Here is a 16,531-nt window from a genome sequence, read left to right as displayed (position 1 = left end):
CGGCAGTTGTGTGGAGATTAAGAAATGATTTTTGTAAGGGAACGCTCTTAAGAACATTGGGCGAGTTACAATTCACAACATACGCTAGACTTAAAAGCATCTATACCTAATACATTTGGATCGACTTTCAGTAGGAAGAATCGTTATGGACGCTACTCGCAATATGGAGCTGTTTCGAACGCCGTCGCAGCGATGCAAAATTCTCACCGTCGAAGACGATATTGTTTATCAAGAGACCTTATTGTTATCACTTAAATCGCTGCACTATGGGGGGCGCGAGGTGGAATTTTTAAGTGCTAACAGTGCGCAGCAAGCAGCCAACATATTAGCCCAACACCCAGATATCAGCATTGTGTTATTGGATGTGGTGATGGAGCAGGATGACTCGGGTTTACGGCTGGTGCGCAGTATTCGCAGTGGCCTCGGTAATCAGCTAGTACGCATTGTTTTGCTCACTGGACAGCCTGGCATGATGCCATTAAATGATCTGATGGTGAATTATGATGTGGATGATTATTGGAACAAAAGCGAGTTAAGCCTCGACCACCTTCAGACGATTGTATTAGGTAATCTGCGAACGTGGGAGCATATGCAGACAATGCAGCGGGCGCGTCAGGGCCTGCAGATGCTGATCGAGTCTAGTCAGCGATTGAGCAGTAAACTGGATCTTAAAAGCTATACCCAATCCATTTTAGATGAGCTTGCTGGGGTGTTTTGCCTCAATCAAGGCGGTATTGTCTGTATCAATCACAAGCGTAATGACTCGCCAGACAAAGCATTGATCTTTGCCAGCACAGGTATTTATAAAGAGTGGGCCAATCAGTTCTTATGCAATGTTGTGGAGGATCCTGAGCTGTATCGAGTGATCTTGCAAAGCTTAAGTGCTCATTGCCATGTTATTGAAACGCCTGTATCAGCTTTGTACTTCAGCAGTGAAGAGGTGGACCAGCGCGATTATGTGGTGTTAATCCAGTGTGACCGGCCGTTATCGGACTATGAAATCGACTTGTTGCAAATTTTTGGCGAGAACATTAACGCCGGGTTTAATAACGTGGCCTTGCACAGCCGCTTGTCGGAGCTAGCTTACTTCGACTCGGTTACGGGGCTACAGAATAAAAACTGGATGTTACACCAGCTTGAACGATTGACGGCGCAAGAGCACCGAGATGCCAAACTACTGATGCTGTTTGTAGAAGAGTTGGCGTACAGTGAAGTATTGCTCGGTGTAAACTACGGTCGCTCACTCATGAAGCATTTGGCGATGCATTTAAAAGCTAGCTTTGTGAAAGCCATTGACGTGGTGATGTATGAGCGAGATACCTTGCTGCTGTTGATCTATGATCAGCAAGATTATGATCATCAATCGTTGGAACACGTACTGCATCCACAAATTGAAATGGACGGCGCCAAACATCATATCGATCTCACCGGTGCCCTGGTCAAACTGTCGGATATGGCGCATCAAACGCCACAGCAGATTCTAGGGATTGCCAAATCCATTCTTGAGCACGCTAAACACCGTAATATAGAGTTTGGCCTGTTCGAGTCCCATGAACTGGCTCAGATGCAAGAGCGCTATGAATTGATGAAAAAATTACGTATAGCGCTCAATAACGAAGAGATTTTTATTCACTTGCAGCCCAAAGTGGATTTGCAAAGTCAGCGATTGTTAGGATTTGAAGCATTAGTTCGCTGGCGTGATGAGAGCGGTAACATGATTCCGCCGGATCGCTTTGTTCCGGTGGCGGAGACCTCAGGTTTAATTGATAAGCTGGATGAATACGTTACTATCAAAGCGTGTGAAGCCATCAAAGTCCTGCGCCAAACAAATATTGAAGTGCCTATCTCGGTCAATGTAGCTGGGTCTGAGTTATCGCGTGCGGATTTTGTCACGCGTTTTTGCGATTGTTTGTTTGAACACCAAGTAGCGACTCACAGCATTGAAATTGAAGTCACGGAAACCCAGCTGATTGAAGTTTTGCGCTCTGCTGCGGATTACCTTGATAAGCTCAACGAGTTAGGGGTTCGTGTCAGCATTGATGACTTCGGTGCAGGCTATTCTTCGCTATCTTATCTTTCCCAACTGAATGCAGCGGAGCTAAAAATTGATCGCCAGTTCGTTACGCGTATGCAAGATAAGCAGATCGTAAAGATGATTATTGATCTTGGGCACTTGCTTGGTATGAGTGTGATTGCCGAGGGCATAGAAACAGAGTCCCAATATCAAATACTGCTAGAGATGGGCTGCGATGCAGGGCAGGGTTACTATATCGCGAGGCCTATGATGCTTGAAGACGCCTTAGTGTGGTGTTCCTCTAACAAGGGTATAAAACTTAGAACATGAAGCGTCCTTTGGTGATTATTTACCTAGTGCCATTGCTGCTGACAGCATTGCTAGGCTGTATCGCGTTTCAATTCTGGCAAATACAATTGCGTGATGAAATGCACTATGGCCAAGCGGAGTTGGTGAACCGTGGGGCTGCCTTGATGTCTCGGGAACTGGGGCATATTCAGCAGATTATGGAATACATGGGGGACGAGTTAGAAGCTAACTTGTTGCCGTCGAGCTTTCCTAATCAGGAGGCTTGGCGATTAGCTGTTGCGAAATATTTCATGCGTGCGCGAGGATTGTCCGATTATGTATCGCAAGTCCGCTGGCTAGCGCCTAATGGGCAAGAGCAAGTGCGCGTCAATGTGTATGAGCACAATGTTGAGTTGGTTCCCACGGCTGAACTGCAAAACAAAGCCAATCGCTATTATTTTACTGAGGGCATGGCTTCCCCTAAGCATACGGTGGCGCTGACCCCTATCGATTTAAACATTGAGAACGGCAACATCGTTCGCCCCTATGAAGTCACTATACGCGCCAGCATTAAGCTGCAAGATAGCCAACAGCAAACGATTGGCTTATTGGTGGTGAATTACAATCTCAATAATCTATTTGCTCGTCTACGCTCACTGCAAACAGCCGATAACACCCTAGAAATCGTCAACAGCAAAGGGCAGTGGTTGTTAGCCGCGCGACCGGAATTGGAGTGGTTGCATCTGTATGGCGATATCCTGTCTTCATTCGCCAATATGTATCCAGACGGCTGGCAACAAATCGATCGTAGCCGTTCATTACAACCGATCCGTCTAAAGGACGGACGTCCGTTATCCTCAATGGCGGTGCTGGTAGATGAAGAGGTAGTGCTGGCCCCATATTACTATTTTGTGTCTCAAACTCGTCCCGAAGTTTGGCGCCAAGAACTGTTCTTCGCCATGCTGCTGGTGATCATTGTGGCGGCCGTCAGTGGCATTTTGTTAACGGTATTTGGATTATTGATATGGCGTAATATTAGCCAGCGTAAGCAGAATCTTGAGCACATTGCCGCTGAAAAATCTGCCTTGGAAGCTACGCAACTCAAACTTACCGAAGCCAATAAGATGCTGATTTCATTACAAGATGAGTTAGTAGAAAAGGGGCGTCTATCATCGCTTGGGTTAATGGTGTCTGGTGTTGGGCATGAATTAAACACGCCCTTAGGTGGCATTCGCCTTTGCCTTTCCTCGTTACAACATCTCAAGCCAAGCATTGCAGCCCATGTTGACTCCAAGACCGCCGAAGCCTATGAAAGCTCGACCAACTTAGCTTTGCAGAATTTAAATCGTGCAAGCGATGTGATTGAGCAATTCAAGCGCATTACCCAGCAAAAGCAGCTCTATTCTGACAACGCATTATTCAATGTCAAAGACATGATAGACGATACGCTATCGCCACTGAAACCAGTTCTCAGTAAGCGCCCTGAGATTCATATAGAAGTGGTTGTTGAGCCCGAGCTGGTGCTGAGTTCGTCACAAAGTGTCTTATCGCAAGTCCTACAAAACCTTGTCCTAAACGCCTTAGATCATGCATTTTCGAATGGTCAAACAGGCAACATTCGAGTGACGGCCAAGCAGGAAGAAGAGTTTGTGATTGAAATCTCAGACGATGGCGCAGGCATCCCTGTAGCATTGCTTGACTCGATTTGGGAGCCTTTTGTGACGACCAGCCGCGGTGCCAAGCATTCAGGGCTCGGTTTGTATATGGTGCATCAATGGGTAACCCGTTTGTTGCAGGGGCGCATAGAAGTTCGTAGTAATGAAACGGGTACTCGCTTTACTATTTTCATTCCAACCTAACCTAAATGGATCGGTGCTCCGATTTCTGAGCGCTGGCAAACCAGCCAATGATGGCCCACACTAAGACGATGCCAATCAACACATACAGCGGGTATTGCCAATCCTGCGTCCAATCAAATAGCGCGCCAATGGTCACCGGCCCCGCTGCGGCCATCAAATAGCCTACTAATTGTGCCATACCAGACAGAGCGGCTGCTTCGTGAACTGACGCCGTGCGTAAGCTAATCAAAGACAGCCCCATAACAAAGCCCAAAGTACAGCCAAAGCCAAACAGAAAAGACCACAACGCTGATACCGCCGGGGCAAATGCATAACCGAGTAAACTGGCCAAGGTGGCCAAGATAGCGATGCTTGTTAACTGACGTGGGCTACCGAAGTAGCGTTTTAGCAAAGGTAACGCGAGCGCTGGGATCATCCCCGCCGTTTGAATATAACTATGGTATAAGCCAGCCGTAGCGGCATCGTAGCCTTTGGCCGCTAGGATCGTTGGAATCCAAGCATTAACGATATAATTCAGCACGGAGTCGAGCGCTAAAAATAAAGTAATGATCCAAGCCAATGGCGAGCGCCACATGGGCGTGGGGACATGGGGAGCTGGCCCGGTGACGGTCTGATGTTTCGGAATAAAAAACCACAACGCTAGCGCGGGTAAAATAAAGATCAGATGGCTAAGTAGGGCACTCGACCAGCCCGCTAACTGCGGTAACCAAGTGGGAGCCCATTGCGCAACAGGCACGGCGAAACCGGTCATAAAGGCGCCGCCAAGATTCATCATCAGGACGTAAATCGCGGTTAATTGCAGAATATGGTTAGGAAAGTCCCGTTTTAATAAAATCGGTAACAACACATTGCCAATGGCAATGCCCACCCCGACCAAGGTCACGCCTAAGTAAAGACTAGGCAGGGCATTAACGCTACGCAGCATGATGCCTATGGCAATAGTGATTGAGCCCAGCAATAAAGCCAACTCCAACCCATAGCGGCGGCCTAGTAAGGTCGCAAGCGGCGCGCACAAGGCAAAGGCCAAGATCTGTAAGGTGGTTAATAAGCCAGAGGCTGAGCTGGATAAATGCAAAGAGGACTCCACCACATCAATTAACGGTGCAATGCCCACCACAGGCCCTCGCAAGCTCAGCGCCATCACAAAGATGAAACTCAGTAGCAACCAGTCACGGCGTTGAAATGAAGCTCGCATAGCAACCTTAGGCACTCTTTATTGTTGGAATCTTGGCAGTATAGGGCGTAATGTACTTGCAGTATTTCGAGATAATGACAATAAATGCCTAAATTCAGACAAACTCAAATTGACGTCATCACCGACTTTGGTCCGGCAGATCGCTCCGATGCGGCCTTGATTACCGAGCGCGCCATTCATCGCACTCAAGCTTCGGAAACCCCTTGGCATGTGCACCAAAAGGGTCAGTTGATTTTGACCTTGCGGGGCTCAGTGATCAGCTTTGTCGAGCAAAGTATGTGGTTAGTGCCACCGTTGTGTGCCGTTTGGATTCCAGGCCAAGTGGTGCATCGTAATACTTTCGATGCCTATTCAGATGTGTGTATGGTGTTTATCGACGGCAACCATGCCAAGCTGCCGGCGTCGGTGTGCACCCTCTCGATTTCGCCTTTGGTACGCGAGTTGATTCTTCATATTGCGCAACTGTCTGAGACGACGCCCACTCTGGCTCGTGAACGCTTGCAGCAGGTGTTGATCGATTTATTAGAGCAAGCCCCCCAAGAAGCGTTTGATTTTCCTTTGCCAGAGGAACCCCGCCTAAAGGACTTGGCACAGCGTTTATTGGCAGCCCCTAATGACCGTCGCACCTTGCCCCAATGGGCACAAGATTACGCCATGAGCGAACGGACGTTGGCGCGTTTGATTAAACAGCATATTCAGCTGACCTTCGGCCAGTGGCGTGGACAATTACATATTGTTTTAGCACTTGAATGGCTAGCGCAAAACCAGCCGATACAACGAATTGCCGAAAACCTTGGTTATGAATCGGTGAGCGCGTTTATTACTTTTTTCAAAAAGCAACTTGGCTGCACGCCGAAACAATATCAGCAACAGCGTTGGGGGATTGCTTAGGTCGATATGAATAAAGGAGTGGGGCGGCGATAAGCGTACTGTAAGAAAGACGACATAAAATAACGGGTAAGTCTTTGACTATTCAGTGATGTCTTATGATTAAATTGCAGTTCCTTAAGGCTCTCTTAAGGTTAAAAACTAGAATAACGAAAACTCTGCCCAAAGCATTAGGATCTGGCCTATGAAACCAAGTTTGTCCGTGGTATTACCTGCCAAAAATGAGCAAGGAAATATTCGACCTCTTATCGAAGAAATCTTTTCTGCATTAAATCAACATACCACATTCGAGATTGTTCTGACGGATGACGGCAGTGACGATCAAACCGGTCAAGAGGCCATCGATACTGCGAAGCGCTTGGGCTGTCAGTTAAAAGTGTTACGTCATCCGTATAGCTGCGGTCAGAGTACCGCAGTGCATACGGCGATTCGCCATGCGGACGGTGAATACATTGCCACCTTAGATGCCGACGGTCAGAACGACCCGGCCGATGTGGTGGCCATGTTAGAAAAGGCGCAACAGGTGCGTAATCCTCATGTTTGCGTGGCGGGTTACCGCAACAAACGTAAAGATACACCCTGGGTCCGTACCCAATCGAAAATCGCTAACCGCGTGCGTCAATTTTTCTTAGATGATGGCGTGCCGGATTCTGGCTGTGGCTTGAAAGTCTTCCGTCGAGAAACCTTCCTGTTGTTACCTTACTTCGATCACATGCACCGTTTCTTGCCTGCGTTAATTCGTCGTATGAATGGTGAAATTGTGATTCACCCAGTCAATCACCGTGATCGCGGTGCGGGCGTGTCGAAATACAATGTTTGGAACCGTCTCTGGGTCGGTATCGTCGATTTATTTGGCGTCATGTGGTTACGTCGTCGTACCCGCTGGCCAGTAGTTGAAGTGACCCATAACGATCAGTAAGTGCATGAAAATTATTAAAATCGTTTTGCTGCTGGCGCTCGCGGTATTGGCCTATAGCCAATCCAATAACGAGATCTGGCAGCACATTGCGGACAAGGATTGGATCGCAACCTACGTTTCAACTCATGGTATCCAAGGTCAACTGCTGTTGCTGGCTTGTGCGGTGTTGTTTACCGCCGTTGGCGCACCAAGACAGCTGATTGCCTTTACTTTTGGTTTTACCTTTGGCGGACTGAACGGCACTTTGTACGCGCTCTTGTGTACTTTGCTGAGTGCCGTGTTGGTTTATGTGCTGGCGCATTTCATTCTCAAGCAAACTTTGCTCCGCTATTTTAGCCAACGTTATCAACGCTTCCGCGATTTTGTTGCGGTGCAGCCGTTTTCCAAAGTACTACTGGCGCGCATTTTTCCAGTCGGCAGTAATGTCATTACCAATCTTTTGTCTGGTATGGCAGGTGTGCCGATGATGGCCTTTATCACGGCTTCGGCATTGGGCTATTTGCCTCAGACATTGATTTTCGCCTTAGCGGGATCGGGTGTTGGCTCCGCCAACGAATGGCAGCTGATTGTCAGTATTATTCTGGGTATTTTCAGTCTGGTGTTAACCCGTCATTTGTATCGCCAATATAAAAAACAACATGCTGGTGTGATCGCCATAGGAGAGTAAACCCATGTTCTCACGTTTGTACGAACGCTTGATGAGTGATGATTACGGCAAAGTGCTCGCTGTGTTGTTATTGATTGCCTTTGTCATCATCTTTGCGGGGATTGGCTTGCGTTCACCTTGGCCGGCGGATGAGCCACGCTTTGCGGAAGTTGCCCGTGAGATGGTGACTTCGGGCAATTGGTTTTTTCCAATCCGAGGTGGCGAACTGTACCCAGACAAGCCGCCCGTATTTATGTGGGCGATTGCTTTGTTCTATTGGCTCACAGGTAATATGAAGGTAGCGTTTTTGTTGCCGAATGCCTTAGCCTCCTTGTTAACGCTCGTCTGTGTCTATGATATCGCGGCCAAACTTTGGAATGTGCGTACGGCACGTGTGGCGGGGCTGTTATTGCTGTTGGTGCCGCAATTTACGCTACAAGCGAAAACCGCACAGATTGATGCCATGGTGGCTTGTTGGATCACGGTGGCTATGTACGGTTTGATTCGCCATTTCTACGTCAAGTCAGACTTACGCTGGTTGTGTGTCTCGGGCTTCTTTATGGGCGTGGGCATCATTACCAAAGGGGTTGGATTCCTGCCGATTCTGTTCTTTATCCCTGTGTATAGCCAGCAAGCGTGGCAAAACCGTCGCGGTTCATGGCGCATGCTTTGGGAACCGCTATTAACCCTTGGCTTTATGCTGTTGGCGGTGCTGTGTTGGTTGGTTCCGATGTTGTATTTGGCGGACAGCAGTGGTAATCCTGATTTTATCGCTTACCGTGACAACATTATGTTTAAGCAAACCGGAGAGCGTTATGCCAACGCTTGGCACCATATTTTGCCGTGGTGGTATTACTTGGTGGAGGCGATTCCGTCTTTGTGGTTTCCGCTGTCGTTTATGTTGTTAAGCCGCAGTTTCTGGCGTTTCCTAGTGCGTCACCGTATTGCTCTGGTGTTGTTTGCTTGGGTGGCCTTGGTGGTGTTCTTCTTTAGCTGGAGCCCTGGTAAACGTGGTGTGTACATCTTGCCCGCGGTGCCGATGTTGGCGTTATTGATGGCGCCTTGGTTGGCGCAGCAATCGCCTGAGCGTTGGCTTCAACGGGTGATTAAGGCGCTGCTTTGGTTGGTGCCCGTGCTGTTATTTGTGGCGTCCGGTATGTTGTTAGCAGGCAAGAAGTCCCTAGTGGAGCATCTTGATGGCGTGGTCAGCCCAATGACAGTAGCGCTGTTCTTTGCTGGATCCGGTGTGGCTTGGTTGGTGATTTTGCTATGGCAACGCCGTGCACCGGCTTTACAAGTGTTTGGTGCGGTGATGGCCGCCACTTGGTTACTGTTTAGCACTTGGGGCTATGTGGTGATGGAGCCGGTGCGTGCCGGTGCGCAAAAAATCATGGCGGATAGCGCAGAGCGCATTGGCCCTGAGGCTGAGTTAGGCTTAGTGAAGTTCAAAGAGCAGTTCTTATTGTTTTCGCCTATTCCGCTAACGCATTTTAGTTATCTTGCGCCGCAAGCAGAGCAATATCGCAATGCTTGGTTGTGGATGCAAGAGCAGCCCAATCGTTATTTGTTTGTACCTAAAGAAGAACCAACGCCGTGTTTTGACATCAGTGGTGGTGAATTGATGGGTATTGGTCATGGTGGTGAGTGGCTACTGTTAGACCGCGCTGACATGCTCGCTGAGTGTGCACCGCCTAAGGCGCTGAAACGTTATCAGATGCCGTTTTCTAAGGATCGTGTGTTATGAAATTTCTAGTAACGGGTGCCGCTGGTTTTATCGGTAGTTTTGTCGCGCAGCGTTTGTGCGAAGCGGGTCATACGGTTGTAGGCGTGGATAACCTGAACGACTACTACGATGTTAGCTTAAAACAGGCGCGTTTAGAGCACTTTGCCCACGACAACTTTAGTTTTCATACGCGCAGTATTGAAGACTACGATGGCCTCAATGCTTTGTTTCAAGAGGAGCAATTTGATCGTGTGATTCACTTGGCGGCGCAAGCTGGGGTGCGTTATTCGATTGATAATCCCATGGCCTACGGTGCCAGTAATTTGTCCGGCTTTTTGTCGATTCTAGAGTGTTGCCGCCATCATAAGATTGAGCATCTGGTGTACGCGTCTTCCAGCTCAGTTTACGGTTTGAATAAGCGTATTCCGTTCTCTACCGAAGACAATGTGGACCATCCGATTTCCTTGTACGCGGCGACGAAAAAGTCCAATGAGCTGATGGCGCACTCGTACTCGCACCTGTACCAACTGCCGGCCACTGGCTTGCGCTTCTTTACGGTTTATGGTCCTTGGGGACGTCCAGATATGGCGCTGTTTAAATTCGCCAAGGCGATCCTGTCAGGGCAAAGCATCGACATCTATAACCATGGCGATATGCAGCGTGATTTCACCTTTATCGACGATATCGTTGAAGCGGTGGTGCGCATTCAGGATGTCATCCCAACGGCGCAAGACAACGAAACTAATACGCCGAATGTCAGTGCCACAGCGCCTTACCGTGTGTTTAATATCGGTCACGGCAGTCCGGTAAAGCTGATGGATATGGTCGAAGCCTTGGAAAACTCCTTGGGAGTAGAAGCGAAGAAAAACTTCTTGCCGATGCAGGCGGGTGATGTGTACACCACCTTTGCTGACACGGAAGACTTATTTAAAGCGATTGATTTCACCCCAAGCGTGGCGGTGAAAGAGGGCATTCAACGCTTTGTCGACTGGTACAAAGCGTTTTACCAAGTTCAGTAGTTGGCTCTAGGTATGGTAGCCGCTAATGCTTAGCGGCTACGTCCGCCTTTGTTAGTGGTGGGTTTTCCGCGACCTGCGCCCGCATTACCTTTGCCTGCTGGCATTGGCTTACTGCGTCCCGTACCGCCTTTTCCAGCGGGTGCTGGCTTACCACCGTTTCCTTGCGGTTTACCGCCTTTGCCATTTGGCTTGCCTTGTGCGGGTGTACCGCGACCGTTAGCCGGTTTGCCACGTCCACCGGTTGGCGCTTTGCCATGGGCTGGACGACCTTGGCCACCGCCTGCGCCCACACGAGGCTTGCCGTCGCGATTACCTTTGCCTTGGCCTTGTGGACGAGGTTTCGGTTTACGTGGGTTAGAAGCTTTTGGTGCCGCATTGCCGTCTGAGTCTTTGGTCATTTCGGCAATGGCATTGATCTCTTTGGGCGTTAAGTCGCGCCAGTCGCCCAAGGCTAGGCCCTTGAGGGAAACGTTCATAATGCGAATACGTTCCAGCTGTACCACTTCGTAGCCAAAGTGCTCCGCCATGCGGCGAATTTGACGGTTCAAGCCCTGTACCAAGGTGATGTTAAAGACAAAGGTTGATTCTTTGTGCACCTTACATTTCTTGGTCATTTGTCCCAAGATCGGCACACCGTTGCTCATACCCTCGATAAAGGCATCGGTGATCGGCTTATTGACCGTCACCAAGTATTCTTTCTCGTGGTTGTTTGACGCACGCAGGATCTTATTGACCAAGTCGCCGTTGTTGGTCATAAAGATCAGGCCTTGTGAGTCTTTATCCAAACGACCAATGGGGAAGATGCGCGCGCCGTGTTTGACGAAGCTAACGATGTTGTTCGGTTCGCTCGACTCAGTGGTGCTGACAATGCCAACAGGCTTGTTCACCGCGATAAAGATCAGATCTTCGGCTTCCATCGGGTCGATGGTTTGACCGTTCACTTTAACCAAGTCGCCAGGTGTGACCTGATCGCCAATGCCTGCGCGTTTACCGTTAATGTAAACACTGCCTTGCTCAATAAAACGGTCAGCCTCGCGACGGGAGCAAAGACCACTTTCACTGATGTATTTGTTGAGACGAATGGAGGTTTTTAAGTCCATGGGATTAGCCTTTGAAGCCGCGGCCAACAAGGTACACTTCGCGAGAACGAGCGCGTGACGAGTCGGGTTTACGTACGACAACGGTATCAAAGTGTTCGCGTACCATTTTCACATATGCTTCGTAGCCTTCACCGTGGAAGACTTTCACCGCGAACAAACCTTTTGGCTTTAGAGTTTGAATCGCCATGTCCAAGGCCAACTCCACCAAATACATAGAAGACGCTTGGTCAACGGCGGAAACACCGCTGAGATTTGGCGCCATATCGGAAATCACCACATCCACAGGGGCACCGTTTACGGCGGTCATAATCTGGTCAAACACGTCCTGTTCGGTAAAGTCACCTTGAATAAATTCCACGCCTGCGATGGAGTCCATTGGCAGAATGTCCGACGCGATCACCTTGCCTTTCTCGCCCACCAGTTTAGACGCAACTTGCGACCAGCCGCCCGGAGCAGAGCCCAAATCCAACACGAGATTACCTGGCTTGATCAGCTTGTCTTTTTCGTTCAGCGTTAACAATTTATAGCTAGCGCGGGAACGGTAACCGTCTACTTGTGCCTTTTTAACGTACGGGTCGTTGATGTGCTCTTCGAGCCAACGGTTACTGCTTTTTGATCGAGCCATGGTGATTTCGCTACCGGATTGAATAAAAACGCTATTGTAACCGCTGCCAGCGAATCAGCAAAGGAAGCAAGTTCGCGATAACTGCTAAGCCGATAAGATAATCTTGCCTGCCAAGGCCACTAAAATCAGCCCAGAAAGACGATCTATAACGACGGCTTTTTTTCGCAAGCCACTGAGAAGACGTTGATTTGAAAGCATTAACGTAATCAAGGTGTACCACAAGCCATCGACGATAAAAGGCGTCATGACCATCAGCATTTTGCCATCAATCGAATCTACTGAAGCCACAAATGGGCTAAAGAGTGCGGCGAAAAATAACGCAATCTTAGGACTGAGCAGTGAAATCAGCAGGCCTTCTTTGGCGGATTGCCAGACCGACATGGTTTGGCCTGCTTCCAGTTTGGCCGCGATGCCGCCTTTAGAGCGGATGGCATTGACGCCAAGATAAATCAAATAGGCCGCGCCTGCGTAACTGATGATCTGATACAGCCAAGGCAATTGGTGAAAAATCACCGCTAACCCGACCATGGAAATAAACGCGTACACCCCAATACCAAAAGCATGCGCCCACGCGGCAGCTAAACCATTTGCCTTGCCACCCGCTAAGCTGTGTTTGGTGACCATTACCAGACTTGGCCCCGGTGACATGGCGCCCAATAAACAAATCGCTAATAAAGAAAGCCAAAGTGTCAGTGTCATGATGTTCTCCTATCGAATGCCAAGCACTGTAGCAAGGCATCGATATTATATGAAATCATGATTTATCAAGATGGGTATGATTCAGCTTCATAAGCAACGGAGCCTTTTACGCGCTTCATGATGGCCTCAATCATGCTTCTAGCCCAAATATGAGATGGGTCTAAGTCGTATTTGCTATGCCAAGTGAGCCAGTACTTATGTTTGGGGGTGGTGAACGGCAGCGCTCGATAGGTCAGTTCATAACGCTCCGATAGGTGATGCGCGATGTGCTCAGGCGTCACCAACAACAGGTCGTTTTGACAAAGAGCTTGTGCGGCAGCAAAGAAGAACGGCACATGCAGTGCAATATGTCTTTGTTGCCCCAGCGCATTTAATGCCGTCTCAAATAGCCCGTCTTTATCACCGCCGCCAACAATCTTGATGTGTGGGTAGTGCAGTAATTCTTGCACGGAAATGGTCTCAGAGGAGGCCAAGGGATGGTGGGCGCCCATTAAACAGACGGAATGATCTTCGCCAATTTGGATAGAGGAAAGCCCTTTGGGTGCTTCCAACGACATACTAGACGCTAGGTGAATACCTTCATTGTGTAATTGATGGATTAAGTCGGGTTGCCAGAGCCGATAGGTGAGAGTGACGTGCGGGGCTTCTTGCATCAGCTCGCGAATGATTTCAGGCAAGATATATTGGGCGACGTAATCGCTAGAGGATAAGACGAATTCCCCATGCCAGAGGCTGGGTTCAAAGACCTCGTTGCTCATCATGTCATCCAGCTCGACAAACCAACTCTCTAGCTTTTTCTGCAATAGCAGCGCCTTAGGTGTCGGAATCAGCAAGTTACCATCGCGAACCAATAGCGGATCAGCAAACATCTCTCTTAGAGTACTCAAATGTCGGCTAACGGCAGACTGGGTCAGGTTTAAACGCTGTGCAGCATGACTGACATGGCATTCTTCTAATAAGACTTTTAATGATCGCAACAGGTTTAGATTAATAGTTTTCTGCACTGGCGGATTCTCACGACACATTAGAAAGCGTTTAACATAACAGTTTTTCGTGGCTAGCGAACGCTTCTGACTGACTTGTAAACAAGGCATGCGTATAATGCGCTGTTCATATCATCTTCTCAGGCTATCTTTTGCCGAGTCAATCGGCCAGGACCTTTCCATGATTCGTTTATCAGAACTTTCGTTACCCCTAGACCATCCAGAAGACGCACTGCGTGGGGCGATTATCAAACGCCTTAACCTTGTGGACGAAGAGTTGTTGGATTTCTTTGTGTTCAAACGCAGCTACGATGCGCGTAAGAAGAATACTGAAATCACCTTCGTATACATCATTCACCTAACTACCAGCAATGATGAAGCGGTCTTGGCGCGTTTTGCAGACGATGTACATGTGAAAGCGGCTCCGGATATTGAATACCATCCGGTAGCCACGGCGCCAGCTAACCTAACGGAGCGTCCGATTGTTGTAGGTTTTGGTCCTTGTGGTTTGTTCGCGGCATTGACGCTTGCGCAAATGGGTTTTAAACCGATCGTCTTAGAACGTGGTCGTAACGTGCGTCAACGTACCAAAGATACCTGGGCGCTATGGCGTCAGAAAAAGCTCGATACCGAGTCCAACGTACAGTTCGGTGAAGGCGGTGCGGGGTTGTTCTCGGACGGCAAATTGTACAGCCAAGTTAAAGATCCTAAGTTCTACGGCCGCAAAGTGATGAGCGAGTTTGTTCGCGCTGGCGCGCCAGAAGAAATCATGTACGTCAGCAAGCCGCATATCGGTACTTTCCGTCTAACAGGCGTGGTAGCGAAGATGCGTGAAGAGATCATTGAGCTGGGCGGCGAGATTCGCTTTGAAGCAAAAGTCACAGACCTATTGCTGGAAGATCAAAAAGTGACGGGTGTCGTGCTAGCTGATGGTTCTGAATTGCACAGCAAACACGTGGTATTGGCGCTGGGGCACAGTGCCCGCGATACTTTCCGCATGTTGCACAAAAAAGAAGTCTTTATTGAGCCGAAGCCATTTGCCATTGGTTTTCGTATCGAGCACCCACAGTCGTTGATCGACCATGCGCGTCTGGGTAAATACGCGGGTCATCCAGAGCTTGGCGCGGCGGATTACAAACTGATTCACCATGCTAAAAATGGCCGTGCGGTATACAGCTTCTGTATGTGCCCTGGCGGCACCGTCGTGGCGGCGACCTCAGAAGAAGGCCGCGTGGTGACCAACGGTATGAGTCAGTACTCTCGTAACGAGCGCAATGCCAACTCCGGCATCGTGGTGGGCATTAATCCAGAGCAAGATTACCCAGATGGCATCTTAGCGGGTGTGGAGCTGCAAGAGCGTCTTGAAGAAGCGGCGTACAAACTCGGTGGCTCGGACTACAAAGCGCCAGCGCAGTTGGTGGGTGACTTTATCAAAGGCCAAGCGTCGACCAAATTGGGCGAAGTGGAACCGTCGTACAAACCGGGCATCCAGTTGTGTGACCTAGCGGACGCACTGCCAGACTTTATCATCGACGCGGTACGTGAAGCGCTGCCAGCGTTTGGTAAGAAAATCCGTGGCTTTGACCGTGACGATGCCATCCTAACCGGTATCGAAACCCGTACCTCATCGCCGATCCGTATTACCCGTGACAACCAAAGCTACCAGAGTTTAAACACCCAAGGTTTGTATCCAGCAGGTGAGGGAGCAGGTTACGCGGGAGGCATTTTGTCCGCTGGTATCGATGGTATCAAGGTGGCCGAAGCTGTCGCGTTGGACATTTTGCAGCAACAAGGTGCCTAAACCATGAAAATTGACCAAATCAAAAAGCTGCACCAGAAGAAATACCGCCAAGAGCTAGGTCATTGCCTAGTCGAGGGCGAGCATTTGGTGCTGGAGTTGGAAAACGCTGCCAAGCACAACCCAAAGTTAAAGGCCGCCAAGCTTTATGTGACGGCAGACTACGCCGATTGGTCAACCGCGTTTGAAAAGATCGAAGTTAGCAATAAGCAAATGGCAGGCATGTCCGACACCAAGAGCCCACAGGGCATCTTGGCGGTGGTGCCGATGGAGGCTATTTCGCCTGCTATCTCATCAGAAAAGGGTGACACTCTGACGGGGATTTACCTGCATGAAATCCAAGATCCCGGCAATTTAGGCACTATTTTACGTACTTTAGCGTGGTTTGGTGGTTTTCGCTTGTTGCTAAGCCCTGGCAGTGTGGATCCGTTTAATCCTAAGGTGATTCGTTCCAGCATGGGGGCTTTGTTTCATGTGCCCATGGAATTGGATGTAGACATTACCAGTTTGCCCGAGCGCTTTCAGGCGATTGGTTGCTTGGATATGCAAGGTGCGCCGCTCAGTGCGCCTGAGTTTAAGCAATGTGACTGCTATATCTTTGGTAATGAAGCTCGCGGTGTTCCCCGTGAACAGCTAGACCGTTTAAATGCCAACGCCTTCACTATTCCCGGTGTGGGCTTGATTGAATCCCTGAACCTCGCCACGGCGGTCAATTTGAGCGTCTACGAGCGTCAACGCTAAACCTGCTCAACAGTAAAGAATAAAAACGGGGGGC

Annotated in this window: 14 protein-coding genes; 9 read left to right on the top strand and 5 right to left on the bottom strand. The window is 49.2% G+C overall.

The window, feature by feature from the left end; genetic code table 11:
* The first annotated feature begins 145 nt into the window (after nucleotides 1-145).
* Nucleotides 146-2,344: a bifunctional diguanylate cyclase/phosphodiesterase gene (locus tag ASC49_RS07175; protein ID WP_055462563.1), complete on the top strand. Its 2,199-nt coding sequence runs from the start codon at nucleotides 146-148 to the stop codon at nucleotides 2,342-2,344.
* On the top strand, nucleotides 2,341-4,161 hold the full coding sequence (locus ASC49_RS07170; protein ID WP_055462562.1) for a sensor histidine kinase: 1,821 nt from the start codon (nucleotides 2,341-2,343) through the stop codon (nucleotides 4,159-4,161). Before ASC49_RS07175 ends, ASC49_RS07170 begins: the two co-directional genes overlap by 4 nt.
* A gap of 1 nt (nucleotide 4,162) precedes the next feature.
* On the opposite strand, the gene ASC49_RS07165 is transcribed toward ASC49_RS07170, so the two are convergent.
* Nucleotides 4,163-5,356: an MFS transporter gene (locus ASC49_RS07165; protein ID WP_055462561.1), complete on the bottom strand. Its 1,194-nt coding sequence runs from the start codon at nucleotides 5,354-5,356 to the stop codon at nucleotides 4,163-4,165.
* Nucleotides 5,357-5,440: 84 nt separating this feature from the next.
* Between ASC49_RS07165 and ASC49_RS07160 the strand changes: the two genes are divergently transcribed.
* The 5 genes from ASC49_RS07160 (at nucleotide 5,441) to ASC49_RS07140 (ending at nucleotide 10,551) form a co-directional block, all read left to right on the top strand.
* The gene (locus ASC49_RS07160; protein ID WP_082443754.1) at nucleotides 5,441-6,247 is read left to right on the top strand and encodes an AraC family transcriptional regulator; all 807 of its coding nucleotides are present in this window, start codon (nucleotides 5,441-5,443) and stop codon (nucleotides 6,245-6,247) included.
* Between the two features lie 181 nt (nucleotides 6,248-6,428).
* Nucleotides 6,429-7,163, top strand: coding sequence for a glycosyltransferase family 2 protein (locus tag ASC49_RS07155; RefSeq protein ID WP_055462560.1), 735 nt, complete (start codon nucleotides 6,429-6,431; stop codon nucleotides 7,161-7,163).
* A gap of 4 nt (nucleotides 7,164-7,167) precedes the next feature.
* A complete protein-coding gene (locus ASC49_RS07150; RefSeq protein WP_055462559.1) occupies nucleotides 7,168-7,830 on the top strand; it encodes a TVP38/TMEM64 family protein in 663 nt (220 codons plus the stop codon).
* A 4-nt stretch (nucleotides 7,831-7,834) separates the two neighbouring features.
* Nucleotides 7,835-9,553 carry an ArnT family glycosyltransferase gene (locus ASC49_RS07145; protein ID WP_055462558.1) on the top strand — a complete coding sequence of 573 codons (1,719 nt, stop codon included), beginning with the start codon at nucleotides 7,835-7,837 and terminating at the stop codon, nucleotides 9,551-9,553.
* Nucleotides 9,550-10,551, top strand: coding sequence for an NAD-dependent epimerase (locus ASC49_RS07140; RefSeq protein WP_055462557.1), 1,002 nt, complete (start codon nucleotides 9,550-9,552; stop codon nucleotides 10,549-10,551). Before ASC49_RS07145 ends, ASC49_RS07140 begins: the two co-directional genes overlap by 4 nt.
* A gap of 29 nt (nucleotides 10,552-10,580) precedes the next feature.
* On the opposite strand, the gene rluF is transcribed toward ASC49_RS07140, so the two are convergent.
* The 4 genes from rluF to ASC49_RS07120 form a co-directional block, all read right to left on the bottom strand.
* A complete protein-coding gene (gene rluF / locus ASC49_RS07135; RefSeq protein WP_055462556.1) occupies nucleotides 10,581-11,651 on the bottom strand; it encodes a 23S rRNA pseudouridine(2604) synthase RluF in 1,071 nt (356 codons plus the stop codon).
* Nucleotides 11,652-11,655: 4 nt separating this feature from the next.
* Nucleotides 11,656-12,276: a 23S rRNA (uridine(2552)-2'-O)-methyltransferase RlmE gene (rlmE, locus tag ASC49_RS07130; RefSeq protein WP_055462555.1), complete on the bottom strand. Its 621-nt coding sequence runs from the start codon at nucleotides 12,274-12,276 to the stop codon at nucleotides 11,656-11,658.
* Nucleotides 12,277-12,360: 84 nt separating this feature from the next.
* Nucleotides 12,361-12,975, bottom strand: coding sequence for a LysE family translocator (locus ASC49_RS07125; RefSeq protein ID WP_055462554.1), 615 nt, complete (start codon nucleotides 12,973-12,975; stop codon nucleotides 12,361-12,363).
* 65 nt (nucleotides 12,976-13,040) lie between these two features.
* The gene (locus ASC49_RS07120) at nucleotides 13,041-13,979 is read right to left on the bottom strand and encodes a LysR family transcriptional regulator (protein WP_211262028.1); all 939 of its coding nucleotides are present in this window, start codon (nucleotides 13,977-13,979) and stop codon (nucleotides 13,041-13,043) included.
* Between the two features lie 160 nt (nucleotides 13,980-14,139).
* Between ASC49_RS07120 and ASC49_RS07115 the strand changes: the two genes are divergently transcribed.
* Together ASC49_RS07115 and ASC49_RS07110 are read left to right on the top strand one after the other, a co-directional pair.
* Nucleotides 14,140-15,759, top strand: coding sequence for an NAD(P)/FAD-dependent oxidoreductase (locus ASC49_RS07115; RefSeq protein ID WP_055462553.1), 1,620 nt, complete (start codon nucleotides 14,140-14,142; stop codon nucleotides 15,757-15,759).
* Between the two features lie 3 nt (nucleotides 15,760-15,762).
* Nucleotides 15,763-16,497: a TrmH family RNA methyltransferase gene (locus tag ASC49_RS07110; protein ID WP_055462552.1), complete on the top strand. Its 735-nt coding sequence runs from the start codon at nucleotides 15,763-15,765 to the stop codon at nucleotides 16,495-16,497.
* Nucleotides 16,498-16,531 lie beyond the last annotated feature (34 nt).

Source organism: Marinomonas fungiae, from assembly GCF_001418205.1.
GTDB lineage: Bacteria > Pseudomonadota > Gammaproteobacteria > Pseudomonadales > Marinomonadaceae > Marinomonas > Marinomonas fungiae.
Note: the sequence above shows the minus strand (reverse complement) of the source record. Positions and strands in the feature narration are given on the sequence as shown.

Excerpts from the sequence above, each read along its gene's own strand:
- ASC49_RS07175 (WP_055462563.1), top strand. The coding sequence starts at position 146 with ATGGACGCTACTCGCAATATGGAGCTGTTTCGAACGCCGTCGCAGCGA.
- ASC49_RS07170 (WP_055462562.1), top strand. The coding sequence starts at position 2,341 with ATGAAGCGTCCTTTGGTGATTATTTACCTAGTGCCATTGCTGCTGACA.
- ASC49_RS07165 (WP_055462561.1), bottom strand. The coding sequence starts at position 5,356 with ATGCGAGCTTCATTTCAACGCCGTGACTGGTTGCTACTGAGTTTCATC.
- ASC49_RS07160 (WP_082443754.1), top strand. The coding sequence starts at position 5,441 with ATGCCTAAATTCAGACAAACTCAAATTGACGTCATCACCGACTTTGGT.
- ASC49_RS07155 (WP_055462560.1), top strand. The coding sequence starts at position 6,429 with ATGAAACCAAGTTTGTCCGTGGTATTACCTGCCAAAAATGAGCAAGGA.
- ASC49_RS07150 (WP_055462559.1), top strand. The coding sequence starts at position 7,168 with ATGAAAATTATTAAAATCGTTTTGCTGCTGGCGCTCGCGGTATTGGCC.
- ASC49_RS07145 (WP_055462558.1), top strand. The coding sequence starts at position 7,835 with ATGTTCTCACGTTTGTACGAACGCTTGATGAGTGATGATTACGGCAAA.
- ASC49_RS07140 (WP_055462557.1), top strand. The coding sequence starts at position 9,550 with ATGAAATTTCTAGTAACGGGTGCCGCTGGTTTTATCGGTAGTTTTGTC.
- rluF (WP_055462556.1), bottom strand. The coding sequence starts at position 11,651 with ATGGACTTAAAAACCTCCATTCGTCTCAACAAATACATCAGTGAAAGT.
- rlmE (WP_055462555.1), bottom strand. The coding sequence starts at position 12,276 with ATGGCTCGATCAAAAAGCAGTAACCGTTGGCTCGAAGAGCACATCAAC.
- ASC49_RS07125 (WP_055462554.1), bottom strand. The coding sequence starts at position 12,975 with ATGACACTGACACTTTGGCTTTCTTTATTAGCGATTTGTTTATTGGGC.
- ASC49_RS07115 (WP_055462553.1), top strand. The coding sequence starts at position 14,140 with ATGATTCGTTTATCAGAACTTTCGTTACCCCTAGACCATCCAGAAGAC.
- ASC49_RS07110 (WP_055462552.1), top strand. The coding sequence starts at position 15,763 with ATGAAAATTGACCAAATCAAAAAGCTGCACCAGAAGAAATACCGCCAA.